Annotated in this window: 16 protein-coding genes; 5 read left to right on the forward strand and 11 right to left on the reverse strand. The window is 62.7% G+C overall.

Going from position 1 to position 17,982, the window contains the following annotated elements; all coding sequences use genetic code 11:
• Window positions 1-261 precede the first annotated feature (261 nt).
• Together BWP39_RS14890 and BWP39_RS14895 are read right to left on the reverse strand one after the other, a co-directional pair.
• Window positions 262-1,776, reverse strand: coding sequence for an ammonium transporter (locus BWP39_RS14890; protein WP_096721353.1), 1,515 nt, complete (start codon window positions 1,774-1,776; stop codon window positions 262-264).
• 31 nt (window positions 1,777-1,807) lie between these two features.
• Window positions 1,808-2,146: a P-II family nitrogen regulator gene (locus BWP39_RS14895; RefSeq protein WP_091009470.1), complete on the reverse strand. Its 339-nt coding sequence runs from the start codon at window positions 2,144-2,146 to the stop codon at window positions 1,808-1,810.
• Window positions 2,147-2,600: 454 nt separating this feature from the next.
• Here BWP39_RS14895 and BWP39_RS14900 point away from each other — a divergent pair, with 454 nt between their 5' ends.
• A complete protein-coding gene (locus BWP39_RS14900) occupies window positions 2,601-2,855 on the forward strand; it encodes an accessory factor UbiK family protein (protein ID WP_091009467.1) in 255 nt (84 codons plus the stop codon).
• A 102-nt stretch (window positions 2,856-2,957) separates the two neighbouring features.
• Complete coding sequence (locus BWP39_RS14905) at window positions 2,958-4,523, forward strand: YifB family Mg chelatase-like AAA ATPase (RefSeq protein ID WP_096721355.1); 1,566 nt, start codon at window positions 2,958-2,960, stop codon at window positions 4,521-4,523.
• A 350-nt stretch (window positions 4,524-4,873) separates the two neighbouring features.
• Here the strand turns inward: BWP39_RS14905 and BWP39_RS14910 are convergent, their stop codons facing one another.
• Entirely contained in the window at window positions 4,874-5,404 is a 531-nt protein-coding gene (locus BWP39_RS14910) for a hypothetical protein (RefSeq protein WP_207556821.1), read from the reverse strand.
• A 227-nt stretch (window positions 5,405-5,631) separates the two neighbouring features.
• Between BWP39_RS14910 and BWP39_RS14915 the strand changes: the two genes are divergently transcribed.
• Window positions 5,632-6,156: a TlpA disulfide reductase family protein gene (locus tag BWP39_RS14915; RefSeq protein ID WP_091009462.1), complete on the forward strand. Its 525-nt coding sequence runs from the start codon at window positions 5,632-5,634 to the stop codon at window positions 6,154-6,156.
• A gap of 75 nt (window positions 6,157-6,231) precedes the next feature.
• On the opposite strand, the gene BWP39_RS14920 is transcribed toward BWP39_RS14915, so the two are convergent.
• From BWP39_RS14920 to BWP39_RS14930, 3 genes are read right to left on the reverse strand one after another with little or no spacing between them, the layout of a single operon-like run.
• On the reverse strand, window positions 6,232-7,584 hold the full coding sequence (locus tag BWP39_RS14920; RefSeq protein ID WP_207556924.1) for a sigma-54-dependent transcriptional regulator: 1,353 nt from the start codon (window positions 7,582-7,584) through the stop codon (window positions 6,232-6,234).
• 18 nt (window positions 7,585-7,602) lie between these two features.
• On the reverse strand, window positions 7,603-9,603 hold the full coding sequence (locus BWP39_RS14925; RefSeq protein ID WP_096721357.1) for a sensor histidine kinase: 2,001 nt from the start codon (window positions 9,601-9,603) through the stop codon (window positions 7,603-7,605).
• Between the two features lie 4 nt (window positions 9,604-9,607).
• On the reverse strand, window positions 9,608-10,888 hold the full coding sequence (locus tag BWP39_RS14930; RefSeq protein ID WP_091010878.1) for a dicarboxylate/amino acid:cation symporter: 1,281 nt from the start codon (window positions 10,886-10,888) through the stop codon (window positions 9,608-9,610).
• Window positions 10,889-11,115: 227 nt separating this feature from the next.
• Between BWP39_RS14930 and BWP39_RS31505 the strand changes: the two genes are divergently transcribed.
• Window positions 11,116-11,328, forward strand: coding sequence for a hypothetical protein (locus BWP39_RS31505; protein ID WP_133116879.1), 213 nt, complete (start codon window positions 11,116-11,118; stop codon window positions 11,326-11,328).
• Window positions 11,329-11,490: 162 nt separating this feature from the next.
• The gene (locus tag BWP39_RS14935; RefSeq protein WP_157915146.1) at window positions 11,491-12,900 is read left to right on the forward strand and encodes a YdcF family protein; all 1,410 of its coding nucleotides are present in this window, start codon (window positions 11,491-11,493) and stop codon (window positions 12,898-12,900) included.
• A gap of 56 nt (window positions 12,901-12,956) precedes the next feature.
• Here BWP39_RS14935 and BWP39_RS14940 read toward each other — a convergent pair whose 3' ends face one another.
• The 5 genes from BWP39_RS14940 to ugpQ all read right to left on the reverse strand — a co-directional run bounded on the left by BWP39_RS14940 (window position 12,957) and on the right by ugpQ (window position 17,917).
• Window positions 12,957-14,024 (reverse strand): ABC transporter ATP-binding protein, encoded by a 1,068-nt coding sequence (locus BWP39_RS14940; RefSeq protein WP_096721361.1) that lies wholly within the window; start codon window positions 14,022-14,024, stop codon window positions 12,957-12,959.
• A gap of 19 nt (window positions 14,025-14,043) precedes the next feature.
• A complete protein-coding gene (locus tag BWP39_RS14945) occupies window positions 14,044-14,835 on the reverse strand; it encodes an ABC transporter permease (RefSeq protein WP_096721363.1) in 792 nt (263 codons plus the stop codon).
• Window positions 14,832-15,770, reverse strand: coding sequence for an ABC transporter permease (locus tag BWP39_RS14950; RefSeq protein WP_096721365.1), 939 nt, complete (start codon window positions 15,768-15,770; stop codon window positions 14,832-14,834). Before BWP39_RS14950 ends, BWP39_RS14945 begins: the two co-directional genes overlap by 4 nt.
• 193 nt (window positions 15,771-15,963) lie before the next feature.
• Window positions 15,964-17,076 (reverse strand): ABC transporter substrate-binding protein, encoded by a 1,113-nt coding sequence (locus BWP39_RS14955; RefSeq protein WP_096721367.1) that lies wholly within the window; start codon window positions 17,074-17,076, stop codon window positions 15,964-15,966.
• A gap of 52 nt (window positions 17,077-17,128) precedes the next feature.
• Window positions 17,129-17,917: a glycerophosphodiester phosphodiesterase gene (gene ugpQ / locus BWP39_RS14960; RefSeq protein ID WP_096721369.1), complete on the reverse strand. Its 789-nt coding sequence runs from the start codon at window positions 17,915-17,917 to the stop codon at window positions 17,129-17,131.
• Window positions 17,918-17,982: the final 65 nt, after the last annotated feature.

Here is a 17,982-nt window from a genome sequence, read left to right on the forward strand (position 1 = left end):
GGTGGGGAATCCGGTCGGGAATCACCGGGACGGGATTATCCGGCCAGTCGTACAGCCGGCCGGGGCGCCATAGCGAACCGTACCCACGCGGCGGTCTATTCGATTGTAGGTGCTGCGGCATCGCCGGGACGGCCTTCTTTTGCGGCTGGCAGCGCTGCGCGACAAGCGAAAAAAAGCCCGCCAGGTGGCGGGCCAGGTCGCTGCCTGAATCGTCCGGCAGGGTCTCGCATGCCGGACGACTGCTGTTGCTCTTACGAAAACTTATTCGACATGCTCGCCATGCAGCACGATGTCGAGACCTTCGCGTTCCTCTTCTTCCGTCACGCGCAGACCGATCACCATGTCAATCACCTTCAGCAGGATGTAGCTCACTACGCCGCTGTAGATCAATGTAGTCAGCACGCCCTTGGCCTGCAGGATCACGCTGCCATCCGCGCCGCCGATGTCCTTCACCGCGAACACACCGGTCAGCAGCGCACCGACAATCCCGCCGATGCAGTGCACGCCGAACGCGTCGAGCGAATCGTCGTAACCGAGCTTGTGCTTGAGCCACGAGGCCGACCAGAAGCAGATCACGCCAGCAACCAGACCGATCACGAGCGCACCGATCACACCGACGAAGCCCGATGCCGGCGTAATCGCCACGAGGCCAGCCACTGCACCCGACACGATGCCGAGCACCGACGGCTTACCCTTCGCGATCCATTCGGCAAACATCCAGCCCAGTGCAGCCATGGCGGTCGCAATCTGCGTCGTCAGCATGGCGAAGCCGGCACGGCCGTCAGCTGCAACAGCCGAACCCGCGTTGAAGCCGAACCAGCCAACCCACAGCATCGAGGCACCGACCAGCGTCAGCACGAGGTTATGCGGGGCCATCACGTCCTTACCATAGCCAACACGCTTGCCGAGCACCAGGCAGCACACGAGACCAGCCACACCAGCGTTGATGTGCACCACCGTGCCGCCCGCGAAGTCGAGGATGCCTGCGCTAGCCAGCCAGCCGGTCGGTTCCCACACCATGTGCGCGATCGGCGAGTAGACGATGATCGACCACAGGCTCATGAACACCAGCATCGCGGAGAACTTCATGCGGTCAGCGAACGCACCGGTAATCAGCGCCGGCGTGATGATCGCGAACGTCATCTGATAGACGAAGTAGACCGACTCCGGAATCGTCGTGGCCAGATGGCTGACGGTCAGCGTCGTGGCCTTGTCGCCCTTGATGTAGTTCATGCCCGACAGGAACACGCGCGAGAAGCCGCCGAGGAACGAACCGCCCGGCGTGAACGCGAGGCTGTAGCCGATCACGGTCCAGATGATGGTCACGACGCAGGTGATCGCGAAGCTTTGCATCAGCGTCGCCAGCACGTTCTTCTTGCGCACCATGCCCGCGTAGAACAATGCGAGGCCAGGGATCGTCATGAACAGCACGAGCGCGGTGGAGGTCAGCATCCAGGCGGTGTCGCCGGAGTTGATCTTCGACGAATCGACCGAGAACGGCGCGGTCGGCGCAGCGGGTGCGGCTGCAGCGGCAGCCGAAGCAGCCGATGCGTCAGGCGCAGCGGCAGCGCTCGCTGCCGGAGCAGCGGAAGCGTCGGCGGCAGGCGCCGAAGCGGCGGCGGCTGCCGACGCGTCCGGTGCCGGCGCGCTCGCCGTCGTGTCGGAAGCGGCCGCCGATGCGGCAACCGGCGCCGAAGCGTCGTCCGCCACCGCGGCCCCGATACCGCCCGCGACCAGCGAACCGGCCATCAGCAAGGACATCAATAATTTGCGCATCTCTGTTTCCTCTTCTCTTGTCGCTGTTTTTTTACAGGGCGTCCGCGCCGGTCTCCCCGGTGCGGATCCGAATCACTTGTTCGATCGGGGTAACAAAGATCTTCCCGTCGCCGATTTTCCCGGTGCGTGCCGCACGTTCGAGTGCCTCGATGGCCTGATCGACGAGGTCGTCCGAGACCGCGGCCTCGATCTTCACCTTCGGCAGGAAATCGACGACGTACTCCGCGCCCCGATACAGTTCGGTATGCCCTTTCTGACGCCCGAAGCCTTTGACTTCTGTGACCGTGATCCCGGAGACGCCGATGGCCGACAAGGCTTCGCGCGCCTCATCGAGCTTGAACGGCTTGATGATTGCGGTAATGAGTTTCATGACATCCTCGCTTTTAGTTGCGTAACCCTTGCTAACCCGTAACCCTTGCCTGACCTGCTGGTAACCCGTATGCGTGGTGCGTCGACGGGGCAATTGCTTTCAGAACTGCCTCCATTGCGCCGCCGGATCGCCCGGCAGTGCGCGCGGGGCAGTAACAGCAACTCGCATGCCATGTGTGTGGCAGACTGTCGCGCTGCGTGCGCCGCGGGTATCGCCGGGCCGCTTCGCGGGCTCGGCCGGATGGCTAACGTGCACGGGGCGCGGTGGCATGCCGCGTGGATCGTTGCTAGAGTGTTCGCAAGCTTGAGGCGTGATGGAGGTGTGATGGCACGCACCAAACGCGTTCATCGGACGGACGCAGAGCACGATCGATGCACCACAATCGCTCACGCGCCATCGCGGAGCACAGCGGTAACGAAACGTGCACAGTCTTTGTGCAATCAAGGGAAACACGATGAAACAACCCAACGATGTCTTCAACGATCTGCAGGCGCGCTTTAGCGATCTGCTCAAGAACTCCCCGGCGAAGGATGTCGAGCGCAACGTCAAGGCCGTGCTGTCGCAGGGCTTCTCGAAGCTCGACCTGGTGACGCGCGAGGAATTCGACACGCAGACCCAGGTGCTGGTCCGCACGCGGGCCCGGCTCGAAGAGCTCGAACGCCGCGTCGCCGAGCTCGAACAGAAGCTGCCCGTCACGCAGTCTTCCTGAGCCCGGTCTGACCTACGCATCATCGGCAGGCGCGCCGTGACGTCGTCAGCGTATTGAGGAAGGGGCGCTACGCTACAAAGCGCGCCTTCGACGGGAGAAAACATGTCGCTTGCCGTGGTGCGCAGCCGCGCGCCGGCCGCTGGCCGCGCGCCCGAAGTTACCGTTGAGGTTCATCTCGCCAACGGGTTGCCTTCTTTTTCAATCGTTGGCCTGCCGGACCTCGAGGTCCGCGAGAGCCGCGAACGTGTGCGAGCCGCGCTGCAAAACTGCGGGCTCGACTTTCCGGTGCGCCGGATCACAGTCAACCTGGCGCCGGCTGACCTTCCTAAAGAATCGGGTCGCTTCGATCTGCCGATCGCGCTCGGTATCCTCGCGGCCAGCGGACAGATTCCTGCCGAATCTCTGCTCAATCGAGAATTTGCCGGCGAGCTGTCGCTGACTGGCGCCTTGCGACCAATGCGCGGCGCCTTCGCGATGGCGTGCGGCACGGCGCGCGATCTGGGCGATCAGCACGCAGACAGCGCTGACACAGCGCCAAGGCGCGAGCCCGAACTCTATCTGCCCGCCGCGAGCGCGGCTGAAGCAGCGCTGGTGCCTGGCGTGGCTGTCTACGGCGCGCCCGATCTGCCGTCGCTGTGCGCACACCTTGCGGGTGTCGAAGACGGACGGCTCTCGCCCGTCCAGCCGCCCCCTTTCGTCGACGCGATGTCGTCCGCCACCCTGCCGGACATGCTCGACGTCATCGGTCAGCGGGCCGCGCGCCGGGCACTCGAAGTCGCCGCGGCAGGCGGACATCACGTGCTGATGGTCGGGCCGCCCGGTGCGGGCAAGTCGATGCTCGCAGCCCGGTTGCCCAGCCTGCTCCCACCGATGACCGACGACGAGGCGCTCACCTCGGCCGCGCTACTGTCGGCCAGCGCCGCGGGCTTCTCGCCGACACATTGGCGCCGTCGCCCGTTTCGCGCGCCCCATCATTCTTCGAGCGCCGGTGCGCTGGTCGGCGGCCGCAATCCGCCGCAGCCTGGCGAGATCACACTCGCGCATCTCGGTGTGCTCTTCCTCGACGAATTACCCGAGTTCGATCGTCACGTGCTGGAGACGCTGCGCGAGCCGCTCGAAGCCGGTCGGATCACGATCTCGCGCGCGGCCTGGCAAACCGATTTCCCCGCCGCGTGCCAGCTGGTCGCCGCGATGAACCCGTGTCCCTGCGGCTGGCGCGGCGATCCGAACGGGCGTTGCCGCTGCACGCCGGACATCGCCGCGCGTTATCTGCGCAAGCTGTCCGGGCCGTTGCTCGATCGCATCGACATCCAGATCGAGATTCCCGCGCTGACGCCCGCCGAGTTGTCGGCACGCGCGTCGACCACGGGCGAGGCGAGCGCACCGATCGCAGAACGCGTTCACGGCGCACGTGAGCGCCAGCTCGCGCGCCAGGGCAAGACCAATCGTGAGTTAAGTGGGCGCGAGGTCGACGAGGTGTGCCGGCCGGATGCCGCCGGCGAAGCGCTGCTGCGCGACGCCGGCGAGCGTTTCGGCTGGTCAGCCCGCGCTTACTACCGTGTGCTGAAGGTAGCCCGAACGATTGCCGACCTCGCGGGAAACGACGTGCCCAATGGGGGGCAGGTCGCCGAGGCCGTGCAGTACCGCCGCGTTTTTTCGGCTCGATGAATGGTCAACGAAGGCAAAAAAACGCCTGTCAAGACTTGACTTATACACACAGACGAGCTTCGGTTAGATTTCGATACAATTGAAAGGATTGTGTCGGGTCAATCTTTTAACACATTGATTTTATTTAGTATTTTTTATTGCCATGTTCGCGGGCAAATTAACGGAACCCCCGCTGGACGGGCATTCGAGCGAGGTTTGCGAGAGTTTTCAACAAAGTTATCCACAAGTCCTGTGGGTAACCTGAAAACCCTCATTAAATCCGTCTATTAGAGCGATAACCTGCGAAGGAACTTTCAGTAGCGATCACTCTGGACAGCTCGCAGAACGCGCATTTCGTCGGCGTACTACCGTCAATCGAGCTTGAACGACTGGAAAAACTGATCGATCTGCTCCGGCGCCGGGTTTTTGCTCCCGATAATCGCCGCTTGATAGACATGCCGGCCGCGTGCCACCAGTCGCGCGTGCATCGTGCGCGACTCCTGGTTCGCGCCTGCCTTGCCGCTGAACGTCATCTCGATACCGAGCACCTGACCGCCTGCCGCGAGGGGAATCTGGGTGACGTGTGCATTGGGCGTCGCGCCGAGGTTACGCGCCAGTCCGGCGCGCAGGAATTCGAGCGCGGTGCGCTGCATCTGCGGATCATCGCTGGGTAAGGTCACGGTACCGACGGCGAACACGGTGTGATCGGCCTCCGCAATCTGCATCGCCATCTTCATCGGCGTTCCGCCGATATCGATCTGCCGCTCGTCGTTGCTCGGCTTGGCCGGTAGATCGATGGAATAGCCCTGCGTGTCATTCGTGACGGTGCGCCAGTCGTAGGTCGGGGAGCAGGCGATTAACGCGGCACTCGCAACGGCAACGCAGGTCACCGATCGCAGCACGGTGCCCGCGCCAGAAGAAGCAGCGCGCCCGGCATGATGGCGAAACGCATGAACGAACGGAAAAAAGCGAGAGGTGAGCCGGAACATAAGACCTGAAAGCCGATAGACAGAAACGGAAAGTCGCATTATCCACTCGCGGGCGCGTCGATGCCGCCCAGCAGGATTGAGGCTACAATACCGACCATCCCACGCCGTTTCAGCGCAATGCGCTTCCCGAGGTCCTGTTCATGAGCCCTACTCCTGTTTCCCGACGCGCCAGTCCGCTGCGCTACATCGCGGCAGTTGTCGTCGCTGGTGCGATTGCGGTCGCTGGCTATTTCGCGTTCGGCAGCCAGCAGCATGTTCCGGATGCGTCGTTCACGTTGCTGTCCGGCCAGAAGGTCACGACCTCCGACCTCAAGGGCAAGGTCTATCTGGTCAACTTCTGGGCGACCAACTGCGATACCTGCATGAAGGAAATGCCGCAGATGGTGAACACCTACAACCGCTTCAAGGGCCAGGGCCTCGAGTTCGTTGCGGTCGCGATGAACTACGACGCGCCGATGTACGTGACCAACTACACGCAAACGCGCCAGTTGCCGTTCAAGGTGGCGATGGACGACGGCTCGGCGGCGAAGCAGTTCGGCAATGTGCAGTTGACGCCGACCACGTTCGTGGTCGACAGGAACGGCAAGATCCTCAAGCGCTATGTCGGCGAGCCGCAGTTTGCCGAGCTTGATGAGTTGCTCAAAAAGGCGCTGAACGCCGCCTGATTTTCCCCTTCGTTTTACTCAGTTTGCGGCTTCGGCGCACTTCGCCGAAGCCGCAATCACGCAGTCCCTTCAGCTTCAACGCTCTCCCTCTCCGCGCGCCGCCAGGCCGTATCGTTTGATCTTCTCGTAGAGTGTCGCCTTGCCGAGTTGCAGCCGGTCTGCAGCAAGCGCAACTGCGCCGCCGGCCTGATCGAGTGCCTGCGCGATCGCCGCCCGTTCGAACTGCTCGACCCGCTCCTTCAGCGGCTGAACGGCGTCGTCGTCAGCGGACGATAACTGCGCGTGCTCATCGACAATGCCAAGCACGAGCCGGTCCGCGGCATTGCGCAACTCGCGCACGTTGCCAGGCCAGTCGCGCTGCATCAACGCGCTGCGTTGACGATCCGTCAGCAGCGGTGCAGGGCGCTCATAACGCACCGCCGCGTCGAGCAGGAAATGCTCAAAGAGCGGCACGATATCCTCGCGCCGCTCCGCGAGCGGCGGCAACGCGATCGTTACGACGTTCAAGCGATACAGCAAATCGCGCCGGAAGGTGCCGCTCGCCACGTGCTCCGTCATCTCGCCTTTGGCCGCGGCGACGATGCGGCAATTCACGCGGATCGGCTGATTCGAGCCGAGCCGCTCGAGCACACCGTCCTGCAGCACCCGCAGCAATTTCACCTGCAACGCGAGCGGCATGCTCTCGATTTCATCGAGAAACAGCGTGCCACCCGACGCATGTTCGAGCTTGCCGATGCGGCGTTTGGCCGCACCGGTAAACGCGCCAGGCTCGTAGCCGAACATCTCCGACTCGAACATCGGCTCGGGCAACGCACCGCAATTCACAGCGATAAACGGCTTGTCGCGACGCGGCGACAGCTCGTGCAGACTGCGCGCGATCAGCTCCTTGCCGGCCCCGGTATCGCCATTGATCAGCACCGACGCATCGGTCGGCGCAACGTTCGCGATGAGCCGGCGCACCTGCTCGATCGCGGGACTGCGTCCGATGATGCGTGGCGCCACCGACTGCTGACCGGCCAGTTGACGACGCAGCGCGAGATTCTCCAGCACAAGCGTGCGACGCTCGAGCGCACGCCGCACGGTTTCGATCAGACGCTCCGACGCGAACGGCTTCTCGATGAAATCGTAAGCACCGTCGCGCATCGCCTGAACCGCCATCGATATATCGCCGTGTCCGGTGACGAGGATCACCGGCACATCGGGTGCCCGCTCGCGGCATTGCGCGAGCAGGTCGAGCCCACTCGCGCCCGGCAGACGAATATCGCTGACGATCACGCCCGCGAAATCCGCAACGATCAGCCGCGCCGCCGCTTCAACCGACGCAAACCCGACCACGTCGAAGCCCGCAAGCTGCAGGCTCTGCACGCTCGCCCGCCGCACGAGTTCGTCGTCTTCGATGTACAGCACCTGCAAACCGTTGTTCACCATGATCGTTGTCACCTGAAATCAGGAGCCCGCGACAAGCGGGTCTGTGGCCGGCGCGCGGGCGCGGCGCAACGTGAGGACGAATTGCGCGCCGCCATCCGGCGCGTTGCGCGCGACGAGCGAGCCGCCGCAGTCGCGTGCAATCGACGACGAAATCGCAAGCCCCAATCCGAGCCCTTGCCCCATCTCCTTCGTCGTGAAGAACGGTTCGAAGAGACGCGGCAAGACGTCGTCGGGAATGCCGGGGCCGTTGTCGCGCACCGCGATCGATAGCGTGCTTTCTGCCGCCTCGATATCGATGACGATGTGCGGCGATGTCACGCCGCTGGTTGCATCGAGCGCGTTGCCGAGCAGGTTGATCAACACCTGTTCGAGTCGCAGTTCGTCGCAATGCGCGACCAGTTGTTCGTTCAGGTGTGTCGCACTGCCGCCGATATCGAACGGCGTGAGTGTGCGCGTCTGCGGGTCCCGCGACACGATGTCGACACTCACACCGAGCAGGCGCTTTTGCAGCAATGCGAGCACGTTGCTCAAAGCACGCGCAACCGGTGCACGCGCACTACGCGGCCGCGCCCGTCCGACGAACAGTTTCAACTGGTTCGTGATCTTGCCCATGCGCTCGGTCAGCGCCGCAATCGCTTCGAGATTTTCGCGCGCCGATGTGTGGTCGCCGCGTTCGAGCAACACGCGTGTGTTGTCGGAGAAACCGCGCAACGCAGCGAGCGGCTGGTTCAACTCATGCGTGATACCCGCGGCCATCTGGCCCAACGCTGCGAGCTTGCTCGCCTGCACGAGTTCGTCGTGCGCAGCGCGCAGTTCCTGTTCGGCGCGCGTGCGCTCGCCGACTTCCTTCGTCAATTGTTCGTTGGCTTGCGACAGGTCGGCGGTGCGCTCCGCGACGCGCTGGTTCAGTTCCGCATACGCTTTTTGCAGCAGCGCGCGGCTACGGATCATTTCGCGCACACGCGCCCGGCGCATGCGCCAGTAGAACGCAAACAGGCACAGCGAGATATAGCCGAAGCCGGTCACGATAGTCGCGTTGCGTGCATCGCGGTCGACGGGATCAACGGGTGCCATCGTGATCAGATGCCAGTCGGGTTCGCCGAGCGCACGACGCGACGCAAGATAGCGCGGCGCATAGCGCCCACCGCCGATGCGCACGATCTGCGCATCGCCTTCGAGCGTCCGTTCGATTGTCACCGGCAGCGGCGCGATCTGCTGCTGCGCGTATTGGCGCGTCTGCCAGATCGACTCGGCTACCGGTCCCGACAACGGCCGCACCGTGTGATATTTCCACGCGGGCACTGACGAGAGAAACACGACACCGTGATCGTCGGTGACGATCAGCGGTTCGGATGCGTCGGCGCCCTGAAACCATTCGAGGTTCAACTTCACGACCGCAACGCCGACGATCTTGCCGTCGCGATAGACGGGCTGCGAGATGTAGTAACCAGGATCGTGCGAAATCGTGCCGATGCCGAAGAAGCGGCCGACGCCCCCCTTCACCGCCACATCGAAGTACGGTCTGAAGCGATACTCGACGCCGACAAAACTCTCCGCGTCGTGCCAGTTGCTGGCCGCGACGCAGATGCCGCCCGCCCCGATGACATAGGTTGCGGTGGCGCGTGCGTGCCGGTTTAGATCTTCGAGGTAGCGATTGGCGCGATCGACGCGCGAGGGATTCGGCTCGGCCAGCACGTCCTGCACGAACGGGTGTTCGGCAAGCAGATAAGGCAGCGATTCGTAGCGCTCGAGCGTGCTCTTCAGCGCGCTCGTCGTACGGTCCGCGCGCACAGCGGCGTTGCGCCGCAGATTGTCGATACCGCGCTGCCACGTGAAGCTATACGTGAACCCGCTCGCCGCCACGAGCCCGGCAGCGAGCACGAAGAAAATCAACAGACGGCGCGTCAAGGTGGCGGTGTCCGGTCGGTGGAAGTCGACCATTGTGGCATAGGCTGCCGCACCACCGTCCGGCGCGCGGGACGGGCCCACTCGAGGCCGGCGCCGCCCCGCGCGTTTCATCACGTCATGCGCCGGCGGTTTCGTTGACCCGCACCTCGCCGCGCAATGCGGCGTTCAGCTTCGAGCGGTCCAGTTCCTTCTCCCACGCCGACACAACGACCGTCGCCACGCCGTTGCCGACGATGTTCGTCAGCGCGCGGCACTCGCTCATGAAGCGGTCGATGCCGAGGATCAGCACCATGCCCGACAGCGGAATGGTCGGCACCACGGCAAGCGTCGCGGCCAGCGTGATGAAGCCCGCGCCGGTCACACCGCTCGCGCCCTTCGACGTCAGCATCGTCACCGCAAGCAGCGTCAGTTGCTGCGTGAGCGTGAGATCGGTGTTGGTGGCCTGAGCGATGAACAGCACCGCCATCGTCATATAGATGTTGGTGCCGTCCAGGTTGAACGAGTAACCGGTCGGCACGACGAGACCCACCACCGAGCGCGAACAGCCGAGCTTCTCGAGCTTGAGCATCAGTTGCGGCAGCGCGGCTTCGGAAGAACTCGTGCCGAGCACGATCAGCATTTCTTCCTTGATGTACGCGACGAAGCGCAGGATGTTGAAACCGACCGCACGCGCGATGATGCCGAGCACCACCACCACGAAGACAATCGACGTCAGATAGAACGTCCCGATCAGCTTCAGCAGCGGCACCAGCGACCCCACACCGTACTTGCCGATCGTGAACGCCATCGCACCAAACGCGCCGATCGGCGCCAGCTTCGTGATGATGCGCACCACACCGAACAGCACCGTCGAAATCCCTTCGATGAAGTCCGTCACCACCTTGCCGCGCTCGCCGAGCGTCGCCAGCACGCTACCGAACAGCATCGCGACCAGCAGGATCTGCAGGATCTCGCCCTGCGCGAAGGCCGACGAAATCGTGTCGGGAATGATGTGCATCAGGAAGTCGACGGTGGTCTGGCCGTGCGCCTTCGCGGCATACGACGCGACCGCCTTGGCATCGAGCGTGGTCGGATCGACGTTGAAGCCGACGCCGGGCTTGAGCACGTGCGTCGCGATCAGGCCGAGCAACAGCGCGAACGTCGAGACGATTTCGAAGTACAGCAGCGCCTTGCCGCCAACCCGACCCACCTTCTTCATGTCCTGCATCCCCGCGATGCCGGTGACGACCGTACAGAAGATGATCGGACCGATCACCATCTTGATCAGCTTGATGAACGCGTCGCCGAGCGGCTTCATATCGACGGCAAATGCCGGCGAGAAGTGGCCGAGCACGACGCCGATGATGATCGCGGCGATCACCTGGACATAGAGAATTTTATAAAAGGGTTTCTTCACGATGGTTCCTGCAATGTGGATGAGCCGAAGCAGAGGCCTGCCACGCTGCGCATCACGCGAACGAATCAACGCACGCCTGTGCACGGCAGTCGGGCCGCGACAAAGCGATGCGTCTAGTGATACCGGGAAGGGAATGCGGACATCGGTTGTCTCCTTGCTTTAGTTTGTCGGGCCTTGGCGGCTGCCTATGCTTTTTGCAAGGGTGATGCCAGCTTGATGATGAGCTTTTGGCTTTGATTTATATGGGTTTTTTTGAAACGACGCGGGTGCGCCGTCCGGATTTCCGGAAAACGGGAATGCTGGCGTCGGGGAATCCGGACGATCTTCGCCACGCCAACGCGTTCGCACAATGGCAATCCGCTTCGCATCGCCAGCCGGTCTTTCGCGCTCCGTCCGATTTAATGAAGCCATCTGGCCTTGTTGCCACCCGTATTTTCTGAACCACACACGAAAAACCATTCTGGAACGTCATGCCCGCCTCCCCGCGAATCACGGGACCAGCGCCTCGGCCGCCTACCGGTGGCGAGTCGCCTTCGCCTGTCGATCAGCGTAAGCCGATCAGGCGCGAGCGTTCATCGTCGGGCTCACTTTCGGAAGGGAACTTGCCACCGCTCAAGAGAGCAAGGCAGTTGTCTCCGGAGGCAGATCGTTCCGCCCTCAGACGATACGGCGCACCCGTCACCGATCTGTCCACGTTCAATCCCGCCAAGCTGGTCGGAGTGAGATGCACTTCACACGCCAGCGACGGTGTTTCGCTCGATTTTCGTACGAGGCAGATCCAGCTTGCCCTTGAGATTGAAAAGCTGAAGGCTCGGGAATCGAACGACAAAGCAACCGTCGACGAAAAGACGTCGGCTGCAGCCGAATCCGTCGCCGGACTGGTGGCTTTGTCCGAAACCGCTGCGTCGTACCGCACGCATGATGCCGCAGATGCCACGCATGCCGGAGATACCGCGGATCCCGTCCACGGCCTCGCACGTCACTGCGAAGAAGCTGTCGTAAAGGCGGTCACACCTGCCACGCTCGAATCACTAAGCGCAGCCGTCGAGATCCAGCAATCTACCGGACAACTCACCCTGCAGCGGTTCTCGGTCAAACAAAGCCTCGACATATCGAAGATCAAAGACAGCCCGTCGACGGTTTTCGTACTGAACGGCAACAACGATGAGGGATACGTCAAAACGCTAGGTGCACAGCTTGCGCATCTCAAGCAGGTGAGGTTTATCGTTTCAGGTTTCGGTGGTCACGGAACGACGGATCGCTATCCGGTACGGACCGACCGGACGGAGGCGGACCGGTTTGTGCAGCTTCTTCGCGAAGCGGGCATTGATCGCGGGCAAATCGTCGTTGAGCCGTTCTCGACCAACAGTGGTGAAAACGCGCGCTATGTTGGGCAGCTCCTTTCACGCAAGCCGTCTGACGAACCCATCGATATCGTCGTGTGCGGCACGCCGGCCGCAGTCCTCAGACAGACCCTCACGTACGTCGCGCAAATGCCGCACGACGGCAAGCGAACCATCAATTTCAAGGCGGCCCCGCGCGTGCCATTGGGCGCCTATGAAACCGCGACCGATTCGCTGGCAACACTGCGCGAATGTTTTACGCTGCTTAACTACCTGCACAACACCGACTATTTACCGGGAGCAGCGCAGTTCGCTAACGCGGGTGAATATAGCAACATGATGAGCGCGATCGGAGCAGAACCGGTCGAGGCAATCCGCCGCTTCCGCAAGGAAATACTGGAAACGCCTGCCGACGAAACCGGTAGTGCTAGTGCCTTGTTCACCGATGGGGATAGAAGCTTCAGCCTTCAGGATGCGATGCGCGATATAGCGTTCGTCGACAAACCCGGTTTCGAGAAGAGCGCGGCAACGGCAAGGAGTTTGTCACTAGAACAGACGCAAGCGCTGCAGCGGGCACACCGAGCGGTGAGCAAGATGTTTGAGGCCGTCGAAACACAGTTCGAGCGCACTCCGAATGGGACCGCTACGCCAAACCCCGCCTCTAATTGACGGCTCCGATAGAGAAGGTGCGATAGCCGTTCTTCCGCCAGCACCTCCTCATCAATTCAAGCGCCCTCTTCAAGCACCAGCAGATTGTCATGGGAGAACCCCAGCGCAACCGGCTGCCCGCGCTCCGGCAAGCTGCGATTCGGATCGTTGAACACATCGAGCGAAATCACTGCATCTTTCACACGCGTCCTGATCCGCACCACCGCGCCGAGAAAATTCACTTCCTCGACGGTCGCATTCAATGTGTTGCGTCCCGGCGCCGCCGGTTCCAGCACGATCGCCTCGGGCCGCAACGCGAGCAGACGCTGCTTGCCGGCATCGTTAGCTGGTAGTTCGCGCGACGTCGTAAGCTCCTGCCCATCAACCGCCATGCGCCCGCTCGCCGGATCCACCACCTGACCGGAAAGAATATTCAGCGTCCCAACAAACGACGCCACGAAGCGCGTGCGCGGATAGTTGTAGATCTCCGACGGCGAGCCGACCTGTTCGACACGCCCCTCGTTCATCACGACGATGCGATCCGAGATCGACAGCGCTTCTTCCTGATCGTGCGTGACGAAGATCGACGTGATGCCGAGTTCGCGCTGCAACGCGCGGATGTCCTGACGCAGCGAAATGCGGATCTTCGCATCGAGCGCCGACAACGGCTCGTCGAGCAGCAACACCTGCGGCTTGCCGGCCAGCGCACGCGCCAGCGCCACACGCTGCTGCTGGCCACCCGACAGTTGCCACGGATAACGCTCGCCAAGCGAAGGCAGGCTGATCAGCTTCAGCATCTCCTCGACGCGCGCGCGGATCTCGTCCTGCGGCCGGCGCGCAACGCGCAGACCGAAGCCGATGTTGTCGGCTACCGTCATGTTCGGAAACAGCGCGTACGACTGGAACACCATGCCGACCTTGCGCTGCCGCGTACGCAGATGCGTAACGTCGCGTCCGTCCAGTTTGATCGTCCCGCGCGTCGGACCTTCGAAGCCCGCGATCATCCGCAGCACGGTCGTCTTGCCACAGCCCGAGGGCCCCAGAAACGTGATGAACTCGCCGCGCTCGATCTTCATGTCGAAGTGATGCAGCGCGATGTTCGCCCCGAAGGACTTGTGCAGATTGTCGATTTCGAGAAATGCCATGATGCGTTGCCCCAGTTCGTCAGGTCTTCTGTCCGGCCAGCGAGCGCGCCGAACCGAACACCTGGATCAGCCCCATCGAGGCCCACGTCACGACGAACGCGATCACCGCGAGCGCCGACGGTTCATATGCGCGGTTCGCGCCGATCAACTGCAGGTACGGTCCGAACGCGGGCCGGTCGAGCAGGCTCGCCAGTGTGAATTCACCGATCACCACCGCAAAGGTGAGAAACGCGCCCGAGAGAATGCCCGAGCGGATGTTCGGAAAGATCACCTTGAAGAGGATCGTCGTCCAGTTCGCACCCAGACATTCGGCGGCTTCGGTCAGTGCGCGGATATCGACCGCGCGTAGCCCTGCATCGACGGAGCGGTACATGTACGGCAGCGACAGCGTCACGTAGCCGAGCACCAGCAATAAATCCGTCGCGCGTTCGTTGCCGGTGAGCGGCAGGATCGAACTGCTGTTGTAGATGCGCAGATAGCCGAACACGATCACGATGGCCGGAATCACCAGCGGCAGCAACGTGATGAACTCGACGAACGGGCGCAGCTTCGGCAGACGCAACTGCACCCAGTACGCGGTCGGCACGACCAGCAGAATACCGACGATGATCGTCAGCACCGCCATCAGCATCGAGTAGCCAAACGACGCCTGGAAGCGCGGATCGGCGAGCACCACGCGATAGGCGTCGAAGCTGTAGGTGCCGCGGCGCATGCGCAGGCTGAATTCGAACGTGGCGATCAGCGGGATCAGAAAGTACAGCGAACCGACGATCATCGCGGTCCATGCGCCTACGCGCGACTGGCGTTTCATCGACGGCCCCTTTCTGCGCGCGAACGCAGCCAGATGTAGCCGCCGTTCGACAGGCCGGTGACGAGGATCATCCCGAGTGCGAGTGCGTAACCGAGGTTCTGGTTGTGCAGCACATCGCCGCGGATCTGTGCATACAACAGGATCGTCACGATGTTCAGCGAGCTGCCGGTCAGTGCATACGCAGTCGCGACCGCACCAAACGAGTTCGCGAACAGCAACAACGTCGCACCGAGCACGCTCGGCCACAGCACCGGTAGCGCGACATAGCGCCAGTATTGCGACGGTGTGCCGCCCAGGCAGTCGCACGCTTCACGCCATTCGCGCTTAAGGCCATCGAGCGCCGGCGTGACGATCAGCACCATCAGCGGAATCTGGAAGTACAGGTAGGTCAGCGTGAGCCCCCAGAAGCTCAGCACGCTGAAACCGGTCGAATACAGATTGAAGTCGAGATACTTCTTCAGCAGCATCGTGACGAGCCCGACGCGGCCGAGCGTACAGATGAACGCGAACGCCAGCGGCACACCCGCGAAGTTCGACGCGACGCCGGAGAACGTCATCAGTGTCGGACGGATCCACGCAGGCAGCTTGCCCTGCACTGCCGCCCATGCGAGCAGCGAACCGATGAACGCGCCACCAAGCGCCGATGCAGCGCTCACCTTGACGCTGATCCAGTACGCATCGAGCACGCCAGGCTGAAGCAACTCGCGAAAGTTCTCGAGCGTGAAATGGCCCTGGGGGTCCTGGAATGCACCGACGATCAGGAAGCCGGTCGGCAGGATCAGGAACAGCACCGCGAAGATAAAGAACGGCATGACGCCGATCCAGCTCCAGAGCGGCGACGCGCGTCCTGGACCGTTGACCTGCGGCGTCGGACTCGGCACGGGTGGAACCAGTAGTTCCGCGGGCCCGGCTCCGGCCTCGGATGAAGCGCTCATAGCTCACCCCGAAAGGGCTTGCGGGTTGGTGTGCATGCGTTCTTGCACATCACCCGCGGCTGCCATGCGCTGCGCGGCTCGCCGACAGCGCGAGCCTGCGTTCGCACGACAGGTCGATGCATCTGATTGATGCGTTTGCCGGCGCCGGGCACAACAGATACCCGGCACCGCTCCTGCTTTTACCTGACGGGACTTACTTCACGCTGGCGCCGACCGCCGTGTCCCACTGCTTCGTGATCGTGTCCTTGTACGCGTCCTGCTGCGACAGCGTCGGGAACACTGCGTTCTTGTAGGCGCTAGCCGGCGGCAGCTTGTCGAGCAGCGCTTGCGGGACCTTCTTGGCGGCAACCAGCTCGTTGTAGCGGATCGGATGGCAGTAGCCGGCCAGCCAGCCGATCTGGCCTTCGTCCGAATACAGGTATTCCATCCACAGCTTCGCGGCATTCGGATGCGGCGCATAGGCGCTGATCGCCTGTGCGTAGACACCGGCCACCACACCCGTCTTCGGCACGACGACCTGGACCTTCGGGTTGCCCTTCAGCGTGTCGCGATCGGCAAGCGCGTTGTAGTCCCAGCGCACGATGATCGGCGTCGTCCCTTGCGCGAGCGATGCGGCCTTGCCGATCACCGGCACGAAGTTGCCGCGCTTGTTCAGCTCGGCGAAGAATTTCAGGCCAGCGTCAGCGGCTTTCGATGCATCGCCCTTCGCCTGCGACAGGCCAGCGGCATAGACGCTCTGAATCGCCTGGTTCGCGACACGCGGGTCACCCGCAAACGACACGGCGTTCTTGTATTCGGGCTTGAGCAGGTCCGACCAGTCGGTCGGCACCTTGTCGATCATGTCCGCGTTGACCTCGAACGACAGTACGCCGTAGTAATCGCCGTACCAGTAACCTTCCGGATCTTTCGATTCAGCCGGAATCGAATTCCACGTCGAGACCTTGTACGGCTGCAACAGGCCTTGCGCCTTCGCGGTCGGTCCGAACGACAGGCCGACGTCGATCACGTCGGGCGCCTGCGGCCCCTTGTTGCCCTTGTTCGCCTTGATCGCTTCGACTTCATCGCCGGAACCCGCATCCGGATTCAGTTCGTTGATCTTGATGCCGTATTTTTTCTGAAAGCCGGCGATCAACGCGCCGTAACCGCACCAGTCATGCGGCAGGGCGATCGTGGTCAGCTGACCTTCCTGCTTCGCGGCGGCCACCAGCGCGTCGGACGGCGCGGCGAATGCAACGCTCATCCCCCCCGCCGCGACGCCCGCAACGGCCGACAGCGAAACAAAACGGCTTAACTTCGTGCGGTTCATGGTGTTCCCATCCTCTGCCGAAAATTGCTACGTTGATGAATGTGTCCGGACTTCACGCAACGGTGCGTGCGTCGCCAGCGATGATATCGATGCGATCGGTACAGATCATGTCGACGCCCCAGCGCACCAGTTCTTCCGCGCGTGCGGGATCGTTGACGGTATAGGTCAGCACGCGCAGGCCTGCAGCGTGAATCGCCTCGACCTGCTGTTCGGTGATCCGCTTGTGGTCCGTATGCAGCGATACGCAATCGAGTTCGCGCACGATGCGCAACCAGTCGTCGGGCAGCGCCTCGAACAGCATGCCGCGCGGCAGTTCCGGCACGGCATCGCGGGCAGCGGTGAGCGCTTCGATGGAGAACGACGACAGCAGCGGCGGCAGCGTTGCCGATTGCCACAGCGTGCGCGCAGCCTGCGCGACAAGCGTCCCGGTCAGCGCATCGCGCCCGGGGCACGGCTTGATTTCGATGTTGGCGGCAATTCCTTCGCGCGCGCAGCGGGCGGCGACGTCGGCCAGAGTGGGCAGCCGCGTGCCGGCAAAGTCCGGTCCGTACCACGAGCCGGCGTCGAGCGCGGCGAGTTGCGCCCAGGAATGTTGCGCAGCAGCGCCGTGACCATTGGTCGTGCGATCGAGCAGATCGTCATGCAGCAGGTAGACCGTATTGTCCGCGGAGAGCTTTGCGTCGAATTCGATCATCCGGTAGCCGTAACGGATACAGGCGTCGAATCCTGCCAGCGTGTTTTCGGGCGTCAGCGATCCGCCAATCCGGTGAGCGACGCGCGCCGGATAAGGCCACGTGCCGCGTGCATCCCGCGCGGCTGCATGAGTGCTCTCCTCTTTCACGTCCCGTCACCCTTTTCAATGAGCTTGATCGACCCGTCGGCCCCGCCGCTGATAGCCCTCTGCAG

This window comes from Paraburkholderia acidicola (assembly GCF_002362315.1).
Lineage (GTDB): Bacteria > Pseudomonadota > Gammaproteobacteria > Burkholderiales > Burkholderiaceae > Paraburkholderia > Paraburkholderia acidicola.